We start from the raw sequence: 18,933 nt of genomic DNA on the forward strand, positions 1-18,933 counted from the left end.
CGCCTTAACCGCAAGATGTTGGAAAGAGTAAGAGCTGGGGAGGAGATTGCACTCGACTTTTTTCAACCGAACGAAAAAGTCCCTCATACGCCTCCCCCAATGGCTTTGAGCGCCCAGTAACCCACGATCAGCGCTGTGCCGAGCAGCATGCTCAGAGCGTAGACCCGCACGAAGCCGCTTTGCCAGACCGTCACCAGCCAGCCCGGAGCGCCGACGTTGCGGGCGATGCCCGACATGGCTCCGTCCACGCCGTTGTCCATAACGTCCAGACCCTGCGAAATGACGCGGCTGCCCCCACCGATGACCGCATTGTAAAAGCGGTCGAGGTAGAGCGCCTGCAAACTGGTTTGGCCCAGCGGCCCGACTTGCAAGGCGCTCCGGCGGTGATCGTAAAAGGCCCAGCCGAGGCCGATTAGGCCAGTGGCCACCGCGATGCCGGTGATGAGCCACTCGGTGCTGACCGGGATTTCGTGTTCGTGAACGGGGATAGCTCGGCCCAGAAAATTGTCCAGCGCGTGAGTGCCGCCGAACAAGAAGGCGGGCACATTGAAAAAGCCGCCGATGGTCGCCAGCGCCGCCAAGATGCCCAGCGGAGCGCTCAACAGGGCGTCGCCGTCGTGGGGGTGCAATTGGGCGTCTCCCCGGTAGCTGCCGCGCCAGACCAGGAAATACCAACGGCCCATGTAAAAGGCGGTCAGCAGCGCCACGAACAAGCCGATCAGGTACAGCGGAGTGTTTTGGGCAAAGGCCGAAGCCAGGATGCCGTCTTTGGAGAAAAAGCCCGCGAAAATCGGAATGCCGGTGATGGCAAGTACACCAATGGCTGAAACCGCGTGGGTAAACGGCATAGATTTGGCGAGGCCGCCCATTTTGCGGACATCTTGTTCTTCGTGCAGGGCGTGAATAACCGCTCCCGCCGCGAGGAACAGCAGTGCCTTAAAGAAGGCGTGGGTGACGAGGTGAAAAATCGCCGCCGTGTAGCTGTGCAAACCCACCGCCAAAAACATGTAACCGAGTTGCGAAACGGTGGAATAAGCCAGAATCTTCTTGATATCGGTCTGATTGAGCGCCGAGAGTGCGCCGTAAAGGGCGGTGAGTCCACCGGCCCAGGCCACCCACATGCTCGCGCCGGGGGCCAGGTCGTAGAAGAAATTGCTGCGGGCGATCAGGTAGACGCCTGCCGTGACCATCGTGGCGGCGTGAATCAGGGCCGAAACGGGGGTCGGGCCAGCCATCGCGTCGGGCAGCCAAGTGGTGAGCGGAAGCTGGCCGCTTTTGCCGACTGCGCCGACCAAAAGGAACAGGCATATCAGCTCGAGCAGCGGGCGCGAGGTGACCAGCAGAGTCGCGCCCTGTGCAGCGAGTTCGGGAATCACCAGCGTGCCGAAGACCTTGTAAATCAGGAACATGCCCAGCATGAAGCCCAAATCACCGATGCGGTTCATGATGAAGGCTTTGCGGGCGGCGTTGGAGTTATTGACGCCCTCAGCGGCGTTGTGGTCTTTGTGTCCGGCGAACCAGAAGCCGATCAGCAGGTAACTGGCCATGCCCACGCCTTCCCAGCCAACAAACATCAGCGGGTAGGAATCGGCCAGCACCAAAATCAGCATCATCGCCACGAAGAAATTCATGAAAGCGAAGAAGCGGGTAAAGCGGGCGTCTCCGCGCATATAGCTGATGGAGTAGACGTGAATCAGGAAGCCGACGCCGGTAATCACCAAAGTCATGACCGAAGAAAGCTGATCGAGATAAAAGCCGATTTTCAAGTTGGCCGAAATGCCGGCCGTGCCGAGCGCCATATTGGGCAGCCAAGTCCAGAGGGTTTCGTGAGCCGGAACGTCGCTGAGGCCGAAAAAGCGAATCAGGGCGACGACAAAAGCTGCGCCGATCAGGCCCGATCCGAGCCAGCCGCCGGAGGTGCCGCTAAACCATTTGCCACCGCAAATCAGCAGCGCGAAGCCGATTAAGGGGAGTAAGGGGAGCCAGTAGAGTGCCATCAATTACCCCTTGAGGGACGCCAGATCGTCCACATTGGTGGTTTCGCGTTTGCGGAAAATGGCCACGATGATGGCCAGCCCAATCGCCACTTCAGCGGCGGCGAGGGTCATCACGATAAAGACTGCGGTTTGGCCGACCAGATCGCCCCAGGCGCGGGCAAACGCCACCAAGGACAAGTTGGCGGCGTTGAGCATCAGCTCGACCGATAAAAAGACCATCACGGCGGTGCGGCGCGTCAGTACGCCGATCATGCCCAGCGCAAAAAGAATGCCGGACAGGGCGATGTAGTAGGCGGTGGGAACTTCAGCCACTTAAGCCACCTCTCCTTCCAGCGCAGTCAGTTCAGGTGTTTGCTCGGGGTCAGCTTGCACGGCGGGCCGCTGCACCAACGCCACCGAACCCACCACCGCCACCAGCAGCAAAATACTGACCGCTTCAAACGGCAACAAAAAGCGGGTCAGCAAGGTTTCACCGACGGGGCCGGGTGCGCCGTTGGCCAGCGCAGCGGTACTTTCGGCCAGGGGACGCGGGTCTTTGTAGGTGAAGGCCAGAATAGCGAACGCGCCCGCCAGAATCGCTCCGCCCACGCCCGCCAGCGGCGCGATAAAGGGCAGCGGGTTGGCTTCTTCGACTGGGCGGTTGGCGTCCAGCAGCATGATGACGAAGAGAAACAGCACCATCACCGCGCCCGCGTAGACGATGACCTGAGTGGCGGCTAGAAACGAGGCATTCAGGGTGGCGTAAATGCCCGCCACCATCAGCAAAGTGCCGACCAAGCCCAGCGAAGCGTGAACCGCATTCCGCGCCGAGATGGTCAAAATTCCGCCCGCGATGGTCAGGACAGCGAGAACGAGGAAGGTCAGCACAGGCAACCTCGACGGGAAGCCTTTAACCGTTCGGCAAGCCGCAATTCACAAGCTATAGGCCTTTTCATGTTGGGTACTTGACTCCTTCCAGCTCGGCACGCGGCCCGCCTTCCACCTTGAAGCCCACCCGCACCGGTTGGTTTTTTTGGGCGGCTTCGCGGCGCTGCGGAATGCTGCCTTCCACACCCACCAGCATGTCTTCTTTGGCATAGACGAAATCGCGGTAACGGTAATCGGCCATTTCGAATTCATTGCCCATCACCACTGCGCCGGTTGGACAAGCTTCCTCGCACATCCCGCAGAAAATGCAGCGCAGCATGTTGATCTCGTAGACGCTGGCGTAGCGCTCACCCGGTGAGGTCGGGTTGGCCGGATCGTTCTCGGCGGCCTCCACATAGATAGCGTAGGAGGGGCAAGCGGCGGCGCACAGCGAGCAGCCGATGCACTTTTCCAGGCCGGTGCCGGGGTGACGGGTCAGGATGTGCCGCCCACGGAAGCGCGGCTTGATGCTGGCCCGCTGCTCGGGATAACTGACGGTAACAGGCTTACTAAACAGTTTGCCAAGCGTGACGCCCATGCCTTTGGCGAGTTCTAGAACGCCCATTGGGCACCTCCAGTGAAACGGTAAACAAACATTCAGTCCCCCCCGACAGGCCGGGTGGGCCGCTCGGTGCCGGGCCGGTGGGTGGGCGTGTTCCAGAGGCGGCGGGCGCGGTCACTCATGACGATGAGCAGCACCACGCCGATGACGCCCAGAATCGCCAGCGGCCACAGGCCCGCCCCACGAAAGTAGGTCAGGTAAAAGCCGGTGATAACGGTGTTGGCCAGCGACAGCGGGAAGATCAGCTTCCAGCCAAAGCGCATCAGTTGGTCGTAGCGCATCCGGGGCAGGGTGGCCCGCACCCAGATGAACAGGAACAGGAAGAAGGCAATTTTGAGAATCAGCCAGATGAAGGGCCAGTTGGAGATGCCGGGAATCAGGCCGTCTAGGAAAACCGGCCCTTTGTAGCCGCCGAAAAACAGCGTGGCCATCAGCGCCGAGGCGGTGATCATATTGACGTACTCGGCCATCTGAAAGAGCGCCCATTTGATCGCCGAATACTCGGTCAGGTAACCCGCCACCAGTTCCTGCTCGGCTTCGGGCAGGTCAAAGGGGGTGCGGTTGACTTCGGCAAAGCTGCTGACCAGAAAGGTGGCGAAGGCGAAGACCTGAAAGACGATCAGCCAGCCGTTGGTGGCTTGCCAGCCGATGATCGACTGAAACGAAGCGTTGCCGACCAGCATCAGCAGGCCCAGGATGCTCAGGCCCATGCCGAGTTCGTAGGAGATGATCTGCGCCGCACTTCGGAGGCCGCCCAGCAGCGGGTATTTGGAACCCGAGGCCCAGCCGCCCAGGAAAATGCCGTAGACGCCCATGCTGGTAATCGCCAGCAGGCCGATCACACCGACGTCTAGGCTATAGACCCAGGGGTTGAGACCGAAGAAGCTGCCCGCCGGGCCAGCCGGAATGCCGCCAAAGGCGGTGAGGGCGCAGGTGATGGCGATCAACGGCGCGAGAGTGTAGACGAGCTGATCGGCCTTGGTGATCCGCAGATCTTCTTTGAAGATGCTCTTGATGGCGTCGGCCAGCGGTTGCAACAGACCCATCGGCCCGACGCGGTTCGGCCCCCAGCGGATCTGCATACGGGCCAGCAAACGCCGCTCGATCAGGGTCATGTAAGCAAAGGTGGTCAGCAGGGCCAGAGCCACCAGCACGCCCTTCACCACCGTCCAGAGCAGATCGAGCCACCAAGCAGTGTCGGGCATCAGTCGTCACCGGCCACGAACGTGGGGGTGGAGGCCATCGGGAGTTCAATCATTCCGGCGTGGTAGACGGGGTCGCTGCGTTTCATGCCTTCCTTCCAGAGAAGCGGGGTATACGGTGCGGCGGGCGCGTCATAGCGCATCCCCAGCGGAGCGATCAGCCCGTGAATAGGCAGTTCGGCCACGTTGACGCCCAGCCGCTCGCTGAGCAAGTTCTGGGCGCTGCGGATGCCGCGAATGCTGGTTTTGATTTCCAGCGCTTCGGCCACGATGCTCAGGGCGCGGATGAAGTCGGCTGCCTCACCGTTTTTGAGGGCGGCGGGGCGCAGCGGCAGCAGGCGGCCTTCCAGGTTGACGGTGATGCCGCGCTTTTCGTAGTTGGTCACGGCGGGCAAAATCACGTCGGCTTGCAGGGCGGTGGCGGTCAGGTGGGTGTCGTGGGAGATCAGGAAGCGGGGGCGGCTTTGCCCTTCCGCCAGCGGATTGAGGCGGCTGATCAGCGCCACCCGTGCCTGCGACAGTTGGTCGTAGCGCAGACCGCCGGAACGCGGCACCAAGTTCAGCGAGGCCAGTCCGCGTGCATTGGCTCCGGCAGGCAAAGCCAGAATGCGGGTCTTTGTGCGCTGGGTGAGTGTTTGCAGAGCGCTGCGGGCCGCGCCGCTGAGACTGGCTAATGCTTCCGCGCCTAGCACCAGAATCGGGCGCTCGGCGGTTTTGAGGAGGTTGGCAGCGGCGCTCACGGCAGCATTGTCGGAGCTACCCGTCAGGCCCGCCAACGCGGTGGCGGCGTCCATCTGAGCGCTGAATCCGGCCTGCTCGCTGAGGCGGCTGGGTTTGGATGAAATAACCGCCAGCTTCTCACGCTTGCGGGCGGGGCGCTCCACCAACCGGAGATCGGCGATGGCGGTGCCGTGATGAAACTCAGCCGGCAAAATCCCGCCGCGCAGCATTTCCAGAATGCGGAGTTCCAAGATGGGGGCTTCCTCGCCCAGATCGGCTCCCAGCACGACAACACCGTCTGACTGCGCGATTTCGGTCAACGTGGGGGCGTCGGTGCCGTAAGTGGCCTGACGCGGCCAGTAATCGACGCTGGCCAGTCCGGTCAGCCCCACGAAGGCTTCGGCAGCGATACCTTCTTCCAAAGTGGAATCGGCATTGAGGAAAATGGCCAGGTCGTGCGCGTCCAGCCCGGCCATGCCTGCCCGGATGGCGTCTACCGCTTGATCCCAGGTGGCGGCAACCAGTTCGCCGTCCTCGTTGCGGATCATCGGGGTGGTCAGGCGGTTCTCGGAGGCGAACACGTGCCCGAAGCGGCCCGCGTCGCAGATCCACGCCTCGTTGACCTCGCGGTTTTCACCGGCCACGATGCGCTCCAGGCTGCCATTGCGGGCGTCCACCGTGATGGAGCAGCCCACCGGACACAGCGTACAGGTGGTATGGGTGTGGTCGTATTCCCAGTTGCGGCCACGAAAACGGGCCACGTTATCGAGCAGCGCTCCCACCGGGCAGATGTCGGTGATGTTGCCCTGAAAGCCGACTGGCAAGCCGCCCTCCGCCGTGTCAATGAAGGTGTGGCTGCCGCGCTCAATGAAGTCGAGGACTTCCTGGCCCGGCACTTCCTCGAAGTAACGCACGCAGCGCTTGCAGTGAATGCAGCGCTCCTGATCCAGGATCACGTAGTCGGAAAGTGGGTAGTGCTTCTCGGCATGGCGGCGGTCAAAGCCGAAACGACTTGCACCGTAGCCGTATTCGAAGGCGCGGTCTTGCAGTTCGCAGGCTCCGCCCTTGTCACAAGTCGGGCAGTCGAGTGGGTGGTTGAGCAGCGTGAACTCCATCATGCCGGCCTGCGACTTGGCAACGATTTCACTGGTGGCGGCGGTTTTGATCTGCATGCCCTCGGTGGCCATCATGGTGCAGGCGGCCATCGGCTTGGGAAACCAGAAGATTTTGGGCGTGGCCGCGTCGCCCTCGCCTTCCATGATGAAGCTGCCATCCGGATTTTTGCGCGGGCTGCCGGACTCGATGAGGCACATCCGGCACGCACCGACGGGCGAGAGGTAAGGATGGGCGCAGAAATACGGCACATCTTTTCCGGCCTGAAACACCGCGTCAATGGCGGACGTTCCGGCAGGGAGGTCTAGGGAAATGCCGTCTACATGAACTTTCATAACTTGCCTCCGGCAAAGGCCTGTGGATTATGGTTTGTGGCTTGTGGACGAAGAAAGGAACGGCCAAAGCTTAAACGCTTGCTCCCGCCTCCGCAAGCCGTACTCACGCGTCCCGCCACCGATTCCGTGCCGGATAAATGGGTTTGCCAGTATTCGCCAGCGAGTCGTACTCGTCTCTAAATAGCTTGATGCTGCTCATCACGGGAGAGAGGCAAGCGTCGGCCAGAGCACAGAAGCTTCTGCCGCCGATGTTGTCGCACATGTCCAAGATCAGTTGCACGTCGCCGGGTTGCCCCTGACCGCGCACCTGTTTCTCGTACATCCTGACCATCCAACTGCCGATACCCTCGCGGCAGGGCGTGCATTTACCGCAGGATTCGTGGGCGTAAAAACGAACAAGGTTCCAGGTGGCGTTGACGATACAGTCAGCTTTGGGGATCAGGGTGACGCCGCCGGTGCCGAGAGAACTGCCCGCCGCCGCCAGCGCTTCGTAGTCCATGCCGGTGTCGAGAATCGCCTCGGTATACGGCAGCATCATGCAACTGCTCCCGCCGGGAATAATCACCTTGATGTCTTCCAGCGGCCCGCCCGCCCAGTCAAAAATCAGTTCGCGGAAGGTCGTGCCCAACGGCAACTCGTAGATGCCGGGCCGGGCGACGGGGCCGGAAATTTGAAACAGCTTGGTGCCCTTGCTCTTCTCGGTGCCCATGCCCGCGTGCCATTCCCAGCCGTATTTCAGAATCTGGGTGGCGGCACAGAATGTTTCGACGTTGTTGATGGTGGTGGGCAGCCCGTAAAGGCCCGAGGCGGCGGGGAACGGCGGCTTGAGGCGCGGATTGGCCCGCAGCCCTTCCAGACTGTTCATCAGCGCAGTTTCTTCGCCGCAGATGTACGCGCCCGCGCCCCGGTGGAGTTGCAGATCGAAATCAAAGCCGCTGCCGAGAATATTTTTGCCCAGGAAACCAGCTTCCCGCGCTTCAACGATGGCGGCCCAGATGCGCTCGGCGGCCTGCACGTATTCGCCCCGGATATAGATGTAACCCAGAGAGGCCCGCATGGCGAAACCGCCGATGATCATGCCCTCGATCAATTGGTGAGGGTCTTCAGACATCAGATAGCGGTCTTTGAAAGTGCCGGGTTCGGATTCGTCGGCGTTGCACAAAATCAGGTGCGGCTTGCCGTCGTTCAGCGGCATGAACGACCACTTGAGACCGGTGGCAAAGCCCGCGCCGCCGCGCCCGCGTAGGCCCGACTTCTTAACTTCGTCAATCACCGCGTCGTTGCCAATGGCAAAGGCCCGCTGCACCGCTTGGTAGCCGCCGGACAACAGATAACTCTGAAGCGTCCAGCTTTCGGGGCGGCCCACGTTGGCGTACAGCGTCGGCGCAAAGCGGGGATCTTTGCCGCTGGTCACGGGTCTGGGGGGAGCGATGGTCATGATGGGTTCCCGTTGGCCGCTGCTTGATGGGGCAGCGGGTACAAAGCGTCAGTACTGCCGCCCGCCGCCTCGCCGCTGGAGAGGTACTGGCGTCCGTCTTCAGCGACGACCACGGGCACCGGATGATGGTCTACGGCCAGTGCGCTTCCCAGCCGCATGGCCTGAAGCAGATGGTCGCAGCGGGCGCGGGTCACGGATTCGTAGTAGCCCTCATCGTTGAGTTGCATCACAGGCGCGGTGCCGCAACTGCCCAGGCACTCCACCTTTTGCAAGCTGAAATAACCGTCCGGCGTGACTTCACCCGGCTGCACGTCTAGTGTTTCGACCAGGTAATCCCACAGCTCGTCGCTGCCCGAAAGCGCACACATCAGCGTGGAGCAGACTTGCAGGTGGTACTTGCCGGTGGGCAGGGTGTGATAGGTGGAGTAAAAGCTCATGACGCTGCGGACTTCGGTGGGGGTGGTGCCGCACAGCGCAGCGATTTCGGCCAGCCGCGATTCGTGAACGAAGCCCTCAGCGTCTTGGACTTCGCGCAGCAGCGGCATCAAAGCACTTCTCTTGCCCTGCGGCGAGTTGGGGTAGCGGCTGAAGATATCAGCAACCAGGGGTTGTTTATCGGCAAAGTAGTGAACAAGGGAAGCAGTCTGGGCTTGGGTCACGTCATTCTCTCCAAATCGGCCAAGTAGCACTTTCCAACGCGGCCATCTGCTCGGCGGTGTGCCCGCCTTGCCGCAGCAGGGTCATCAGCTGGCCCCGGTGGTGGGCGTCGTGGACGAGGGTGTGCTGCAAAAAATGCACCGGATGGCTTTCGTACTGGCCTTCAAAGTTCCGGTACTCGTTGAGCGCAGCTTCCACAGCAGCCAGCACGGCGCTGTCACTTTCAGTAAAGGCGCGACGCAACTCGCCGGGATCACGGGTGGTGAGCGTATTGTTCGGCCCCAGCTCAAACTCAATCGCGTCCGCATGGGCAGGCGAAATCTCGTTGAGCCAGTCCTTACGAAAGCCTGCCATGTGCGCCAGTTGCTCCACGACGCTCATTCCGCCCTGACCGTCGGAGATGTTCAGATCGGCGTCGGAGAGGTGATCCAGCACAGCCGTATTGACTCTGGCATTGCGCGAAAAGGATTCCAAGATCAGCTCAGGTACGCTCACCGGTCCACGTCTCCCAGCACCGGGTCAATCGTCGCCAAAATGGTAATCAAGTCGGCGAACTGCCCGCCCACACAGGCGTATTCCAGCGCCTGCAAGTTGACGAAACTGGGAGCGCGAATCTTGACACGGTAGGGCATGGAGCCGCCGTCGGAAATGATGTAATAGCCGACCTCGCCGCGTGCGGTTTCCACCGGCACATACACTTCGCCAATCGGCGGGTGGAAACCTTCGGTGACCAGTTTGAAATGGTGAATCACCGCTTCCATGCTGGTTTCCAGTTCATGACGCGGCGGCAAGCTGATTTTGCGGTTGGGGTCTTTGACCGGGCCGGGCTTGAGGCGCTTGAGAGCTTGGCGCACGATTTTGGCACTCTCGCGCATTTCGTCTAGCCGCAGCACGAAACGGGCCTGCGAGTCCCCAGCTTGGCTGACCGGCACGTTGAAATCGTAGGTCTCGAAGCCGCAGTACGGATTGGCTTTGCGGTGATCGAGCGGCACTCCCGAAGCGCGGAGGTTCGGCCCGGTCAAGCCCAGATCAATCGCCACATCCGCCGGAATGACGCCCACGCCCACCGCCCGGTCCAGGAAAATCGGGTTGGTGACAAAAAGACTCGCGTATTCGTCCACGTGCTTGTCGAAGGTGTCGACAAACTTCTGCACGTTGTCGGTCCAACCGTCAGGAATATCGCGCGACAACCCGCCCACCCGGAAGTAGCCCTGATTCATCCGGTAGCCGCAGACTTCTTCAAAGAGGTCTTGCACCGCTTCTTTTTCGCGAAAGCAGTAGAAAAACGGCGTGATCGCGCCCAAATCCATCAAAGCCGTGCCGATGAACACCAAGTGCGAGTGAATTCGGCCCAGTTCGTGCAGCAGCACCCGCACAGTAGTGGCGCGTTCGGGCACCTCGGCCTGCATCAGTTTTTCCACACCCAGCACATAGGCCAGCTCATGGCCGAACGAGTGCAGGTAATCGGTGCGCGGCGCGTAAGTCACGCCCTGCTGGTAGGTGCGGTGCTCAAACGTCTTTTCGAAGCCGGTGTGCAGGTAGCCCATGTGCGGCGTCACCTTGATGACGTATTCGCCGTCCATATCCACTACCAGACGCAAAACGCCGTGGGTGCTGGGGTGCTGCGGCCCCACGTTCAGGCTCATGATCTCGGTGTGCATCAGTGCCCCGGACTGCGCGGTCAGCGATCCGACCCGCTCCGGGCGGCTGCTTTCCTGATGGTCGGGCTGCATCTCGCGGCGGGGTAATGTGCCGCTCTTCTTGTCTACTGGGGGTCTTTCTTTGAGACTCATGGTGTCACCTCAGTCCGTACACGAGTGGGGCAAGCTGCCGCGCCGCCTGATCCTGAACCGCTCACTTCGGCCCGCCTTCCGGCATCACCGGCGGCTCGATCTCGCGGGTGCTGCCTTTGCGCAGGCTGCCGCGCCAGCCAGTCAGGCCCGCACTTTGGCCGGTCATGCCTGCACGGAAGGCGGCGGGGTCGAGGAAGCGGCCGTCCCGGAACAAAGTGGGCGTCTCCTCCAGCGGGAAATCCTTGCGGAGCGGGTGGCCCTCCAAATCATCAGGCGTCAGCACCTTGCGCAGATCAGGATGACCGTCAAACACCACACCCATCAGGTCGTAGACTTCGCGCTCAAGGTAATTGGCCGACTTCCAGACCGGGTACAAGCTCGGCAACGACTCGCCGTCGCGCAGCCAAACGCGCATAAACAGGCGGCGGTGGTCGTAGGGATGGTAGATGTTGTACAGCACGCTGAAACGCTGCGGGCGCGGCTGCACATATGCGCCGTAGTCCACGCCCACGACGTCCATCAGCATGAAGCCTGCCGACTTGAGGCGCTCGGCAGCGGAGCGCAGTTGGTCAGCCTCCACCACGCCAGTCGGCTCGGCAGCGTCTTCGGGAATCAGGCCCAGCTTGCCCATCAAGGCTTCGACCACGTCTTTGAGTTCTGCAGGCGCGTGGTCGCCAGACGCACTGACTCCGTCTACCTGCACGCTGCCGCCGCCCGCGCTCAGCACGACTTTGTCTTTGCCGTCTAGCGCGTCCATGCGTCCACCATCGGCAGCTGATTGCCGAGTTGGTCAAAAGCCTCGCCGCGCACTTTTTTCTGAAGTTGCATTACGGCAAAAATGAGCGCTTCGGGCCTCGGCGGGCAGCCCGGCACGAAGATGTCGACCGGCACCACGCTGTCCACGTTTTGCACGATGGCGTAGTTGTTGAACATGCCGCCGGAACTGGCGCACGCGCCCATGCTGATGACCCATTTGGGATCGGGCATCTGGTCATAGACGCGGCGCATGATCGGGGCCATTTTCTTGGAGAGGCGTCCGGCCACGATCATCACGTCGGCTTGGCGGGGCGAGGCACGAAACACCTCTGAGCCGAAGCGGGCCAGATCATTACGCCCGTCGGTGGCACTCATCATTTCGATGGCGCAGCAGGCCAGACCAAAGGTGGCGGGCCAAAGCGAGTTGCTGCGGCCCCACGCCACCAGTTTTTCCAAGCTGGAAAAGAGAATGCCTTCAGATTCCAGTTCTTGCCAATCGCGTTCAAAGAGTTCTTTAAGGGGCATCAAAAACCTCCCGCAGAGGAGCTTAGGAAAAAGGTCAAAGGGTTCAGTTCCATTCCAGTACGCCCTTTTTGAGAATGTAGAAGTAGCCCACCAGCACCAAAATCAGGAAGGTGATCATTTCCCAGAAGGCGAACGCGCCAACTTTTTGATAGGCCACTGCCAGCGGATAAAAGAAGGCCGTTTCGATGTCGAAGACGATGAAAAGCATAGCGACGAGGTAAAAGTGCACCGGGAAGCGCTCTCGGCCTGTGCCTTCGGGGTCGTTGCCACTTTCATACGGCATCAGTTTGCTGAAGCTCGGCTTTTTCGGCCCCAGCAAAATGCTGACGACCACCGCCAGCACGCCGATGCCGCCCGCAATCAGCAGCATCACGATCATGTGGGCAAATTCACTCATAGTCCTCCTTGTTGCTCTTCAACGTATTCAATCTTACGGGGTAGTCGAGCGTTTGGGTGAGCTTGTGCCGTTTTTCACGAGCGAGCCACAAAAAAGGGGGCTTGAAGAGGGGGCCTGAAGGTAAATCCGCCGCAGCGGGAGGAGTTGTGTGTGCGCCTCCCAATTTACCACGTAAAGCGGAAAAAAGGGTGCCGGGGAGCGGCGGCAGCGGCCACTCGGCCTGTCCTTAACCTGATCTTTGGTTTTGAGCTGAGAGGGCATTTTGCAGCGCCGCACTTTGCTATCTTCCCAGGTGCGTCACCGGGGGTGTCTGCCCGCACAGTTGCGGGCCGGGCTGAGATCAAACCCTAGGAACCTGAACCGGATCATACCGGCGGAGGGAGCGTGACTGCCGACCTCCCTGCTTGCTTCGGGGGCCGGCAACGCTTCTCCTCTGACGCCAGAGGGGATTTTTTATGTTGAAACACAAAAGTACATTTCTGAGTTTGCTGCTGCTCGGCAGTATTGCTAGCGCCGCGCCGATCACCCTGACGGTCATCACCCACGACAGCTTTGACCTCAACAAAAAGCTGATCGCCAGCTTCGAGCAGCAGAACAACGCCAAAGTGCGCTTCATCAAGGGCGGTGACGCGGGCGAGATGCTGAGCCGCCTCATTTTGACCAAAGCCAATCCGCTGGCGGACGTGGTGTACGGCTTAGACAACACCCTGGCTCCCCGCGCCGCCGCCGCTGGCCTCCTGGACGCTTACAAAAGCCCGGCGCTGAGCAAAGTGCCCGCCGCTTACCGCCTCGACGCCTTCAACCTGAACACCGTGGAATACGGCTACGTGGCCTTCAACTATGACCGCGCTTGGTTCGGGAAAGCCGGTCTGGCGCTGCCCAAAACATTGGACGACCTCAAGACGCTCACCTACGCCAAGCTGACGGTGGTGGCCTCACCCGCGACCAGCAGTCCGGGCCTCGCCTTTTGGCTGGCGAGTGTCAACCACTACGGCCAAGCCGGAGCGGTGGCGTGGTGGCAGGCGGCCCGCACCAATGGCATGAAGGTCACGCGGGGGTGGAGCGATTCGTACAACAAAGAATTTACCCGCAACGGCGGCAAATATCCGATCGTGCTGAGCTACGCCAGCAGCCCAGCCGCTGAAGTCGCCTACGCCGAAGGCTACAACCCCAAGAAGCTGCCTGCCCAGTCACCCACCGGCAATCTGCTCCTTCCAGGCAGCGCCTTTTTGCAACTGGAAGGCGTCGGCGTATTGAGAGGCACCAAGCAGCCCGCACTGGCCCGCAAGTTCGTAGATTTCATGCTCTCGGCAGCGGTGCAGGCCGACTTCCCGACCCGCATGTGGGTTTATCCGGCGGTGGAAGGCGTCCCACTTGATCCGGTGTTTCAGTTTGCTCAGGTGCCGGAAGGAGTCAAGGCGCTGACGTCCACCAACACGCAGGCGCTGGTGGACGTGTGGGTCAATCAGGTGTTGCGGGGACGCTGAAGCAGCAGGTCAGGCAGGTTTGCGGGCGTCCAAAATGATGGAGGCGAAAGCCAGCGGCCCCTGACCACCTCTGAAATCAGCGTTGCGGTGATCGAGCAGCGCCGAGCGGTAAACCGGCCCATCCGCTATGCTCCACGGCTGGCGGTGAAACTGACCTTCGGCATCGTGGTATTCCAGCAAAGTCACTTCAAAGCCTGCTTGGGCGAATACCTCAGCGAACAGCTGAACGTCGTAGACGATCTGGTGATCGGCGGCGGGATGGTCGGGAGGGCCGGGGCCGCCCACTTGCACGGTGCGCTGGTAGTCAGCGTCCGGGAAGTGAGCGTCCGGCACGGCTACCCGCAGCTGTCCACCCGATTTGAGAAAGCGCCAGCACAGGCGGGCGGCGGCGCGGCCCTCCTGCAAAGTCAGGTGTTCCCAGACGTGTTCGCATAAAAAAGCGTCGGCTTGCTCAGGGCCGAAAAAGCGCTCAAAACTTGAAGGGTTGGTCAGGTCAAGCTGCTCTTGCTGGGTGGCCGCCCAGCCTTCCCAAGTCTGTTCACCCGCGCCCAAAACGATGCGCTCACCCACTCACCAATCGCCCTCCAAGCTCAGCCGCACTGCGCCGGAGAGCGATTGCTGCGGCGTGAGCGTTTTCATGTCGGTGCCGTGGACGCCGCGACTCGCCAAGTTGAAAGCGTCGGTGGCGTGTGAAACAGGTTCCAGCGCTAATGAGCCGTCGGGGGCGGTGAAGAGAACCAGATGCGAAAAGACGTTATCGGCAGTGAGGGTCAGCGAGCGCTGAGGCCAGTTCAGCCGGGCCGTGCCTTCCCACGAAGCGAACACCGCGTCAATTTGGGCGTCCCCGACTTGGCGGGCCGAGCTGAAATCCAGCGCGGCGGGAATAGCCTGTGCGCCGCCCAGCGGCAAGCTGTTTTCGTCGGTGGCGTACCAGCCGCCCGCTTCAAACTGCAAGGTGGGCTCTTGGCCGCCCTGCAAGCGCTGGAAGTAAGGGTGCAAACCTATTCCGGCGGGCATGATGCTGTCGGACACGTTGGTGAGCGTCAGCGCCGTGTCGCAGTGCGGGCCACTTAAGTGGTACTCCATCTGCGCGGTAAAAGCCCAAGGCCAATTGACATCCGCAAACTCACGGCTGTCAAAGGTGCACCTGATTTGGGTTTCGCTGATTTTCTGGACCTGCCAAGGCCGGTTGCGAACGTCGCCGTGCTGAATCAGCGTGCTGCCCGCTTTGGGGCGGAGCTGAACGGTGAGGCCTTCAAATTCAAAGCGGGCGTCGCGGATGCGGTTGCTGTAAGGCATCAGGGCAAACATGGCGGTGTCGCTGCTGGAGTGGACTGACTCGGTGTTCACTGGGCGCATCACCGAGCGGCCCGAAGCGGCGCTGAGATTCAGGATGCTGGCTCCGTATTCTGGCGCGACTTCCAGCGTCCAGTATTCGTTTTGGATGGTGCAGGTCTTCACGGCTTCGCCTTGATGGGGCGGCTGCTGACGGCGTGGTGAATGAGGATGCCTGCCGCCACACCCGCGTTGAGGCTCTTGATTTGGCCGCGCACGGCAATGCTGACCAGTTCGTCGCACTTTTCGCGCACGAGGCGGCGCATTCCCTCGCCCTCCGCGCCGATCACGAGGGCCAGTTTGCGGTCATAGTCCAAGCGGCGCAAATCAGTGGCCGCTTCGCCCGCCGCGCCGTAAATCCAAACGTTATCTTCTTTGAGCTGGTCGATCAGCCTCGGCAGATTTTTGGTTTGGGCCACCGGCAAGTAACTGGTCGCGCCCGCCGCCGCCTTGGCGACCACGGCACTCAGTGGAGCGCTGCGGCGTTCTTCCACGACCACGCCGTGAGCGCCCAGCACCTCGGCGCTGCGAATAATCGCGCCAAAGTTGCGCGGGTCGGTGACGCCGTCAAGGAGAATCATCAGCAGTTGCTCACCCTTTTCGTCGGCGCGGTCTAAGATGTCGTCCACAGTGGCCCATTCGAGGTCTTCCACTTCAGCCATCACGCCTTGGTGCTGGGTGGTTCCGGCGAGTTGATCAAGCTCGATGCGCGGGGCAAATTTGAGGCGCACTTCAAAGGTTTTGAGTTCGCGCACGAAGCTTTCTTCGATCCCTTTAGCGACGAGCAGTTCGGAAACGCGCCCGCCTTGCAGGGCTTCTAACACGGGATTACGGCCATAAAGGAGCATACAGGAGAGTCTAGCGCGGCTGGAGACTCAGGCTTCAGGGTATAATCAGCGAACATGTTGAATTGGCTGCCTTACCTGATCTACTTGACGGCCTCTCTCACGGCTCTCCTCTCTCTCAGAATGTTCTGGGAGGGCGGCCTTCTGACGATCATCAGCAGTCTGGCCGCGCTGGGTGGAGCGATCTGGGCAGCCTGGTACGTTGCTACCCTCTCCAAGCAGCCGCAGTTGCCGTCAGCCTTCAAGGATTTGGCGTTCTCCTTCATCTGGGGAGGCGTTATCGCTCTGGGCTGGATACAACGTCTGGTTTTACGCTCAGAACATGGCCCCGCACTCGATTCCTTTGAATCCGGTGTCCTAATCTTTCTGCTCTGCTTTTTGGTTTTTATGGCCGTGTCATGGCTGATGATCCACCGCTCTCAATACTTCAAGAGTCGCGCGGGCAGAGTGTAATTTGACTGATCCGAACCCGCTGTAAACTGAACATATTCGTGCCCACTCCCTACACCCCCGCCCACTTCGACGCCAACCCCGTTGAACTCGCCCGAGAACTGCTCGGCGCGAGGCTGGAGCGCACCTTGCCCGACGGCAGAGTTTTGGCAGGCCGCATCGTGGAAGCCGAGGCGTATGACTGCCCCCGCGATCCGAGCTGCACGGCGGGAAGGTTCCACCACATCAAAACGCTGGAGCTGGCCGCGCCGCCGGGACAGTTCGTATTCTGGGTGGCCTACGGGCATCCGTTGCTACAAATCGCCTGCCGCGCCGAGGGCATCGCCGCCAGCGTGCTGATTCGCGCTCTAGAGCCGCTTAAAGGCGTGGACGCCATGTTGGAGCACCGCCCAGTGGTCAGTGGGCGCAACCTCACCAGCGGCCCAGCCAAGCTGGTGCAGGCGCTGGCGCTCAGTCCCGCCGCGTTTCGTGGCCAACCTGTCAATGGAGCGGCGCTGCGGCTGCTGCACGGCGAGGCCGTGCAAGATGAGCGGGTCAGCATCACGGCGCGGGTGGGCATCGCGGCGGGGCGCAATTTGCCTTGGCGCTTTTTTGAGACCGGCAGCAAATGGATTTCGGGCGGCGTGCCGAGCATGGAACTTGCGCCGCGCGAGCGAGATCTCTAGGAGAAGTCGAAAGACAAAATCGCGGCGCGGCGGTTAGGTTGCGCTATCATGCCGCATTATTCCAACTGTACGGCGGGCCGATGGAAGCCGCTGGGGAGCGCTATGCCTGTCACCATTCGGATTTTTGGTCAAGAGGCCCAGTTTCATCAGGGGCAGTGGCATTGTGAAGACGACGGCGTGCTGGCCATGCTCGACGCGCTGGCCGACCCACGCGCTCAAACCCCCAACGCCGAAGAAGAACACGCGTTTTACTGCGCGGGGCGGTTCGGCGGCTCGGTCTGGGTGGGTAGCGAGTGGAAGATGGCCGAACTCCCCGAACCCGAACTCAAACTCGACGCTTATGCTCTGCCCTCGCCCAAGCCGGAGCGCGGCGGCTGGCTGCCCTGGAGCCGCAAGAAGCGCTGAAGGCTGCGCTTGGAAGGTGGCAATTGAGAAGAAGGCAGGAAATAAACAACTCCCTTGACGGCCCCTCATCTGGCCGCTACTGTAACGCTATGCCGGTTGCCGCCGTTTCCTTGACTCTCCGTGTGATTCTCACTTCGCGGTAGCGGCCTGCTTCCCGCATTGCCGCCCGCCCTCTTCTCGGCGGGCTTTTTTATTTTCGGTTGACGCCTCTCCCCCGCCCTTTTCAGCCCCACAGGAGAACATTTATGCGCCTTGCCATTGTCGGAGCCACCGGAGCGGTTGGACACGAACTTCTCAGCGTTCTCGAAAAAAGCAGCCTGAAGTTTGACGAGTTGCTGCTCTACGCCTCGCCGCGTTCGGCGGGCAGCACCCTCAAGTTCAAAGGGCAAGACCTGACCGTGCAGGTCACTCCCGAAGGAGCCATTCCCGCCGACGTAATCTTGGCCTCGGCGGGCGGCAGTGTCAGCAAAGCTTTGGCTCCGGCCTGGGTGGCGGGCGGCGCAACTGTTATCGACAATTCCAGCGCCTTCCGCTATGACGACAGCGTGCCCCTGGTCATTCCGGAAGTCAATGGCGAGGCGGCCCTGAAGCACCAAGGCATCATCGCCAATCCCAACTGCACCACCGCCATCGCCGCCGTCGTGGTCTGGCCGCTTCATCAGCGCTTCAGCGTCAAGCGGATGATCGTCAGCACTTATCAGGCCACCAGCGGCGCGGGCGCAAAGGGAATGGAAGAGCTGGAAACCCAGACCCACATGGTTTTGCACGGCAAAGAAGCTCAGGCCAGCGTGTTCGCCCACCCGATTCCCTTTAACGTCATTCCGCACATCGACAGTTTTCAGGACAACGGCTACACCAAAGAAGAAATGAAAGTGGCCTGGGAAACCCAAAAGATCTTTGGCGACCCGAATTTGATCATCAGTTGCACCGCCGTGCGGATTCCCACCATGCGGACTCACTCCGAAGCGATCACCCTAGAATTTGAGCGCCCCGCCACGCCGGATGAAGCCCGTGAGCTGCTGCGAGCCGCCCCCGGCGTGGAAGTCCGCGACGACCCCGCCGCCAACCTCTACCCGATGCCCCTGACCGCCAGCGGCAAATACGACGTGGAAGTGGGCCGCATTCGCGCCAGCCTCGCTTTCGAGGGCGGCTTGGAGCTGTTCGTCAGCGGCGATCAGTTGCTGAAAGGCGCAGCACTCAACGCTGTGCAGATTGCCGAATACTTGCAGGAAAAGGGAGCACTTAAGGAAAAAGCGCTGAGCTAACCTAAAGTAAGTTCATAAGGAAAGACGCCGCAACTCTGTAAATTGCGGCGTCTTTCCTTATTGAAATTTCAGATAGCTCT

General features: G+C 61.0%; 21 protein-coding genes and 1 riboswitch. Of the genes, 5 read left to right on the forward strand and 16 right to left on the reverse strand.

What is annotated here, in order from left to right:
• Positions 1 to 83: 83 nt before the first annotated feature.
• The 13 genes from nuoL to FNU79_RS06410 form a co-directional block, all read right to left on the reverse strand.
• Positions 84 to 1,997 carry an NADH-quinone oxidoreductase subunit L gene (gene nuoL, locus FNU79_RS06350; protein ID WP_143720036.1) on the reverse strand — a complete coding sequence of 638 codons (1,914 nt, stop codon included), beginning with the start codon at positions 1,995 to 1,997 and terminating at the stop codon, positions 84 to 86.
• A gap of 3 nt (positions 1,998 to 2,000) precedes the next feature.
• Positions 2,001 to 2,309 (reverse strand): NADH-quinone oxidoreductase subunit NuoK, encoded by a 309-nt coding sequence (gene nuoK, locus FNU79_RS06355; protein ID WP_124867240.1) that lies wholly within the window; start codon positions 2,307 to 2,309, stop codon positions 2,001 to 2,003.
• Positions 2,310 to 2,864 carry an NADH-quinone oxidoreductase subunit J family protein gene (locus tag FNU79_RS06360; protein WP_143720037.1) on the reverse strand — a complete coding sequence of 185 codons (555 nt, stop codon included), beginning with the start codon at positions 2,862 to 2,864 and terminating at the stop codon, positions 2,310 to 2,312.
• 64 nt (positions 2,865 to 2,928) lie between these two features.
• A complete protein-coding gene (nuoI, locus tag FNU79_RS06365; protein ID WP_143720038.1) occupies positions 2,929 to 3,468 on the reverse strand; it encodes an NADH-quinone oxidoreductase subunit NuoI in 540 nt (179 codons plus the stop codon).
• Positions 3,469 to 3,500: 32 nt separating this feature from the next.
• Positions 3,501 to 4,670, reverse strand: coding sequence for an NADH-quinone oxidoreductase subunit NuoH (nuoH, locus tag FNU79_RS06370; protein WP_143720039.1), 1,170 nt, complete (start codon positions 4,668 to 4,670; stop codon positions 3,501 to 3,503).
• Entirely contained in the window at positions 4,670 to 6,835 is a 2,166-nt protein-coding gene (nuoG, locus tag FNU79_RS06375) for an NADH-quinone oxidoreductase subunit NuoG (RefSeq protein WP_143720040.1), read from the reverse strand. The genes nuoH and nuoG overlap by 1 nt, the downstream gene beginning before the upstream one ends.
• Positions 6,836 to 6,938: 103 nt before the next feature.
• Positions 6,939 to 8,273, reverse strand: a complete 1,335-nt coding sequence (gene nuoF, locus FNU79_RS06380) for an NADH-quinone oxidoreductase subunit NuoF (protein WP_143720041.1) — start codon at positions 8,271 to 8,273, stop codon at positions 6,939 to 6,941.
• Complete coding sequence (nuoE, locus tag FNU79_RS06385) at positions 8,270 to 8,932, reverse strand: NADH-quinone oxidoreductase subunit NuoE (RefSeq protein WP_143720042.1); 663 nt, start codon at positions 8,930 to 8,932, stop codon at positions 8,270 to 8,272. The genes nuoF and nuoE overlap by 4 nt, the downstream gene beginning before the upstream one ends.
• A 1-nt stretch (position 8,933) precedes the next feature.
• Positions 8,934 to 9,425: a DinB family protein gene (locus tag FNU79_RS06390; protein WP_143720043.1), complete on the reverse strand. Its 492-nt coding sequence runs from the start codon at positions 9,423 to 9,425 to the stop codon at positions 8,934 to 8,936.
• Entirely contained in the window at positions 9,422 to 10,663 is a 1,242-nt protein-coding gene (nuoD, locus tag FNU79_RS06395) for an NADH dehydrogenase (quinone) subunit D (protein ID WP_143720108.1), read from the reverse strand. The genes FNU79_RS06390 and nuoD overlap by 4 nt, the downstream gene beginning before the upstream one ends.
• A gap of 121 nt (positions 10,664 to 10,784) precedes the next feature.
• On the reverse strand, positions 10,785 to 11,480 hold the full coding sequence (locus FNU79_RS06400; protein WP_225429915.1) for an NADH-quinone oxidoreductase subunit C: 696 nt from the start codon (positions 11,478 to 11,480) through the stop codon (positions 10,785 to 10,787).
• Positions 11,468 to 12,004, reverse strand: coding sequence for a NuoB/complex I 20 kDa subunit family protein (locus FNU79_RS06405; RefSeq protein ID WP_109826622.1), 537 nt, complete (start codon positions 12,002 to 12,004; stop codon positions 11,468 to 11,470). Before FNU79_RS06405 ends, FNU79_RS06400 begins: the two co-directional genes overlap by 13 nt.
• A gap of 43 nt (positions 12,005 to 12,047) precedes the next feature.
• Complete coding sequence (locus FNU79_RS06410) at positions 12,048 to 12,374, reverse strand: NADH-quinone oxidoreductase subunit A (RefSeq protein ID WP_124872664.1); 327 nt, start codon at positions 12,372 to 12,374, stop codon at positions 12,048 to 12,050.
• A 319-nt stretch (positions 12,375 to 12,693) separates the two neighbouring features.
• Positions 12,694 to 12,801, forward strand: a riboswitch (TPP riboswitch).
• A gap of 55 nt (positions 12,802 to 12,856) precedes the next feature.
• Between FNU79_RS06410 and FNU79_RS06415 the strand changes: the two genes are divergently transcribed.
• Positions 12,857 to 13,888: a thiamine ABC transporter substrate-binding protein gene (locus tag FNU79_RS06415; protein ID WP_143720044.1), complete on the forward strand. Its 1,032-nt coding sequence runs from the start codon at positions 12,857 to 12,859 to the stop codon at positions 13,886 to 13,888.
• A gap of 9 nt (positions 13,889 to 13,897) precedes the next feature.
• Here the strand turns inward: FNU79_RS06415 and FNU79_RS06420 are convergent, their stop codons facing one another.
• Genes FNU79_RS06420 through rlmB form a run of 3 tightly spaced genes read right to left on the reverse strand, consistent with a single transcriptional unit; the run spans position 13,898 to position 16,071 of the window.
• The gene (locus FNU79_RS06420; RefSeq protein WP_143720045.1) at positions 13,898 to 14,458 is read right to left on the reverse strand and encodes a class I SAM-dependent methyltransferase; all 561 of its coding nucleotides are present in this window, start codon (positions 14,456 to 14,458) and stop codon (positions 13,898 to 13,900) included.
• Positions 14,459 to 15,349, reverse strand: a complete 891-nt coding sequence (locus tag FNU79_RS06425) for an aldose 1-epimerase (RefSeq protein ID WP_143720046.1) — start codon at positions 15,347 to 15,349, stop codon at positions 14,459 to 14,461.
• Entirely contained in the window at positions 15,346 to 16,071 is a 726-nt protein-coding gene (gene rlmB / locus FNU79_RS06430; protein ID WP_143720047.1) for a 23S rRNA (guanosine(2251)-2'-O)-methyltransferase RlmB, read from the reverse strand. The genes FNU79_RS06425 and rlmB overlap by 4 nt, the downstream gene beginning before the upstream one ends.
• A gap of 54 nt (positions 16,072 to 16,125) precedes the next feature.
• On the opposite strand from rlmB, the gene FNU79_RS06435 reads away from it, so the two are divergent.
• The 4 genes from FNU79_RS06435 (at position 16,126) to FNU79_RS06450 (ending at position 18,853) form a co-directional block, all read left to right on the forward strand.
• The gene (locus FNU79_RS06435) at positions 16,126 to 16,521 is read left to right on the forward strand and encodes a hypothetical protein (RefSeq protein WP_143720048.1); all 396 of its coding nucleotides are present in this window, start codon (positions 16,126 to 16,128) and stop codon (positions 16,519 to 16,521) included.
• Between the two features lie 38 nt (positions 16,522 to 16,559).
• On the forward strand, positions 16,560 to 17,183 hold the full coding sequence (locus FNU79_RS06440) for a DNA-3-methyladenine glycosylase (protein ID WP_143720049.1): 624 nt from the start codon (positions 16,560 to 16,562) through the stop codon (positions 17,181 to 17,183).
• A 102-nt stretch (positions 17,184 to 17,285) separates the two neighbouring features.
• Positions 17,286 to 17,588 (forward strand): hypothetical protein, encoded by a 303-nt coding sequence (locus tag FNU79_RS06445; protein WP_124867224.1) that lies wholly within the window; start codon positions 17,286 to 17,288, stop codon positions 17,586 to 17,588.
• Between the two features lie 245 nt (positions 17,589 to 17,833).
• Positions 17,834 to 18,853, forward strand: a complete 1,020-nt coding sequence (locus FNU79_RS06450; protein ID WP_143720050.1) for an aspartate-semialdehyde dehydrogenase — start codon at positions 17,834 to 17,836, stop codon at positions 18,851 to 18,853.
• The last annotated feature ends 80 nt before the right edge of the window (positions 18,854 to 18,933 follow it).

The sequence above is a fragment of the Deinococcus detaillensis genome (genome assembly GCF_007280555.1).
Classification (GTDB): Bacteria; Deinococcota; Deinococci; order Deinococcales; family Deinococcaceae; genus Deinococcus; species Deinococcus detaillensis.

Excerpts from the sequence above, each read along its gene's own strand:
- nuoL (WP_143720036.1), bottom strand. The coding sequence starts at position 1,997 with ATGGCACTCTACTGGCTCCCCTTACTCCCCTTAATCGGCTTCGCGCTG.
- nuoI (WP_143720038.1), bottom strand. The coding sequence starts at position 3,468 with ATGGGCGTTCTAGAACTCGCCAAAGGCATGGGCGTCACGCTTGGCAAA.
- nuoH (WP_143720039.1), bottom strand. The coding sequence starts at position 4,670 with ATGCCCGACACTGCTTGGTGGCTCGATCTGCTCTGGACGGTGGTGAAG.
- nuoG (WP_143720040.1), bottom strand. The coding sequence starts at position 6,835 with ATGAAAGTTCATGTAGACGGCATTTCCCTAGACCTCCCTGCCGGAACG.
- nuoF (WP_143720041.1), bottom strand. The coding sequence starts at position 8,273 with ATGACCATCGCTCCCCCCAGACCCGTGACCAGCGGCAAAGATCCCCGC.
- nuoD (WP_143720108.1), bottom strand. The coding sequence starts at position 10,663 with ATGCAGCCCGACCATCAGGAAAGCAGCCGCCCGGAGCGGGTCGGATCG.
- FNU79_RS06400 (WP_225429915.1), bottom strand. The coding sequence starts at position 11,480 with ATGGACGCGCTAGACGGCAAAGACAAAGTCGTGCTGAGCGCGGGCGGC.
- FNU79_RS06405 (WP_109826622.1), bottom strand. The coding sequence starts at position 12,004 with ATGCCCCTTAAAGAACTCTTTGAACGCGATTGGCAAGAACTGGAATCT.
- FNU79_RS06410 (WP_124872664.1), bottom strand. The coding sequence starts at position 12,374 with ATGCTGCTGATTGCGGGCGGCATCGGCGTGCTGGCGGTGGTCGTCAGC.
- FNU79_RS06415 (WP_143720044.1), top strand. The coding sequence starts at position 12,857 with ATGTTGAAACACAAAAGTACATTTCTGAGTTTGCTGCTGCTCGGCAGT.
- rlmB (WP_143720047.1), bottom strand. The coding sequence starts at position 16,071 with ATGCTCCTTTATGGCCGTAATCCCGTGTTAGAAGCCCTGCAAGGCGGG.
- FNU79_RS06435 (WP_143720048.1), top strand. The coding sequence starts at position 16,126 with ATGTTGAATTGGCTGCCTTACCTGATCTACTTGACGGCCTCTCTCACG.
- FNU79_RS06445 (WP_124867224.1), top strand. The coding sequence starts at position 17,286 with ATGCCTGTCACCATTCGGATTTTTGGTCAAGAGGCCCAGTTTCATCAG.
- FNU79_RS06450 (WP_143720050.1), top strand. The coding sequence starts at position 17,834 with ATGCGCCTTGCCATTGTCGGAGCCACCGGAGCGGTTGGACACGAACTT.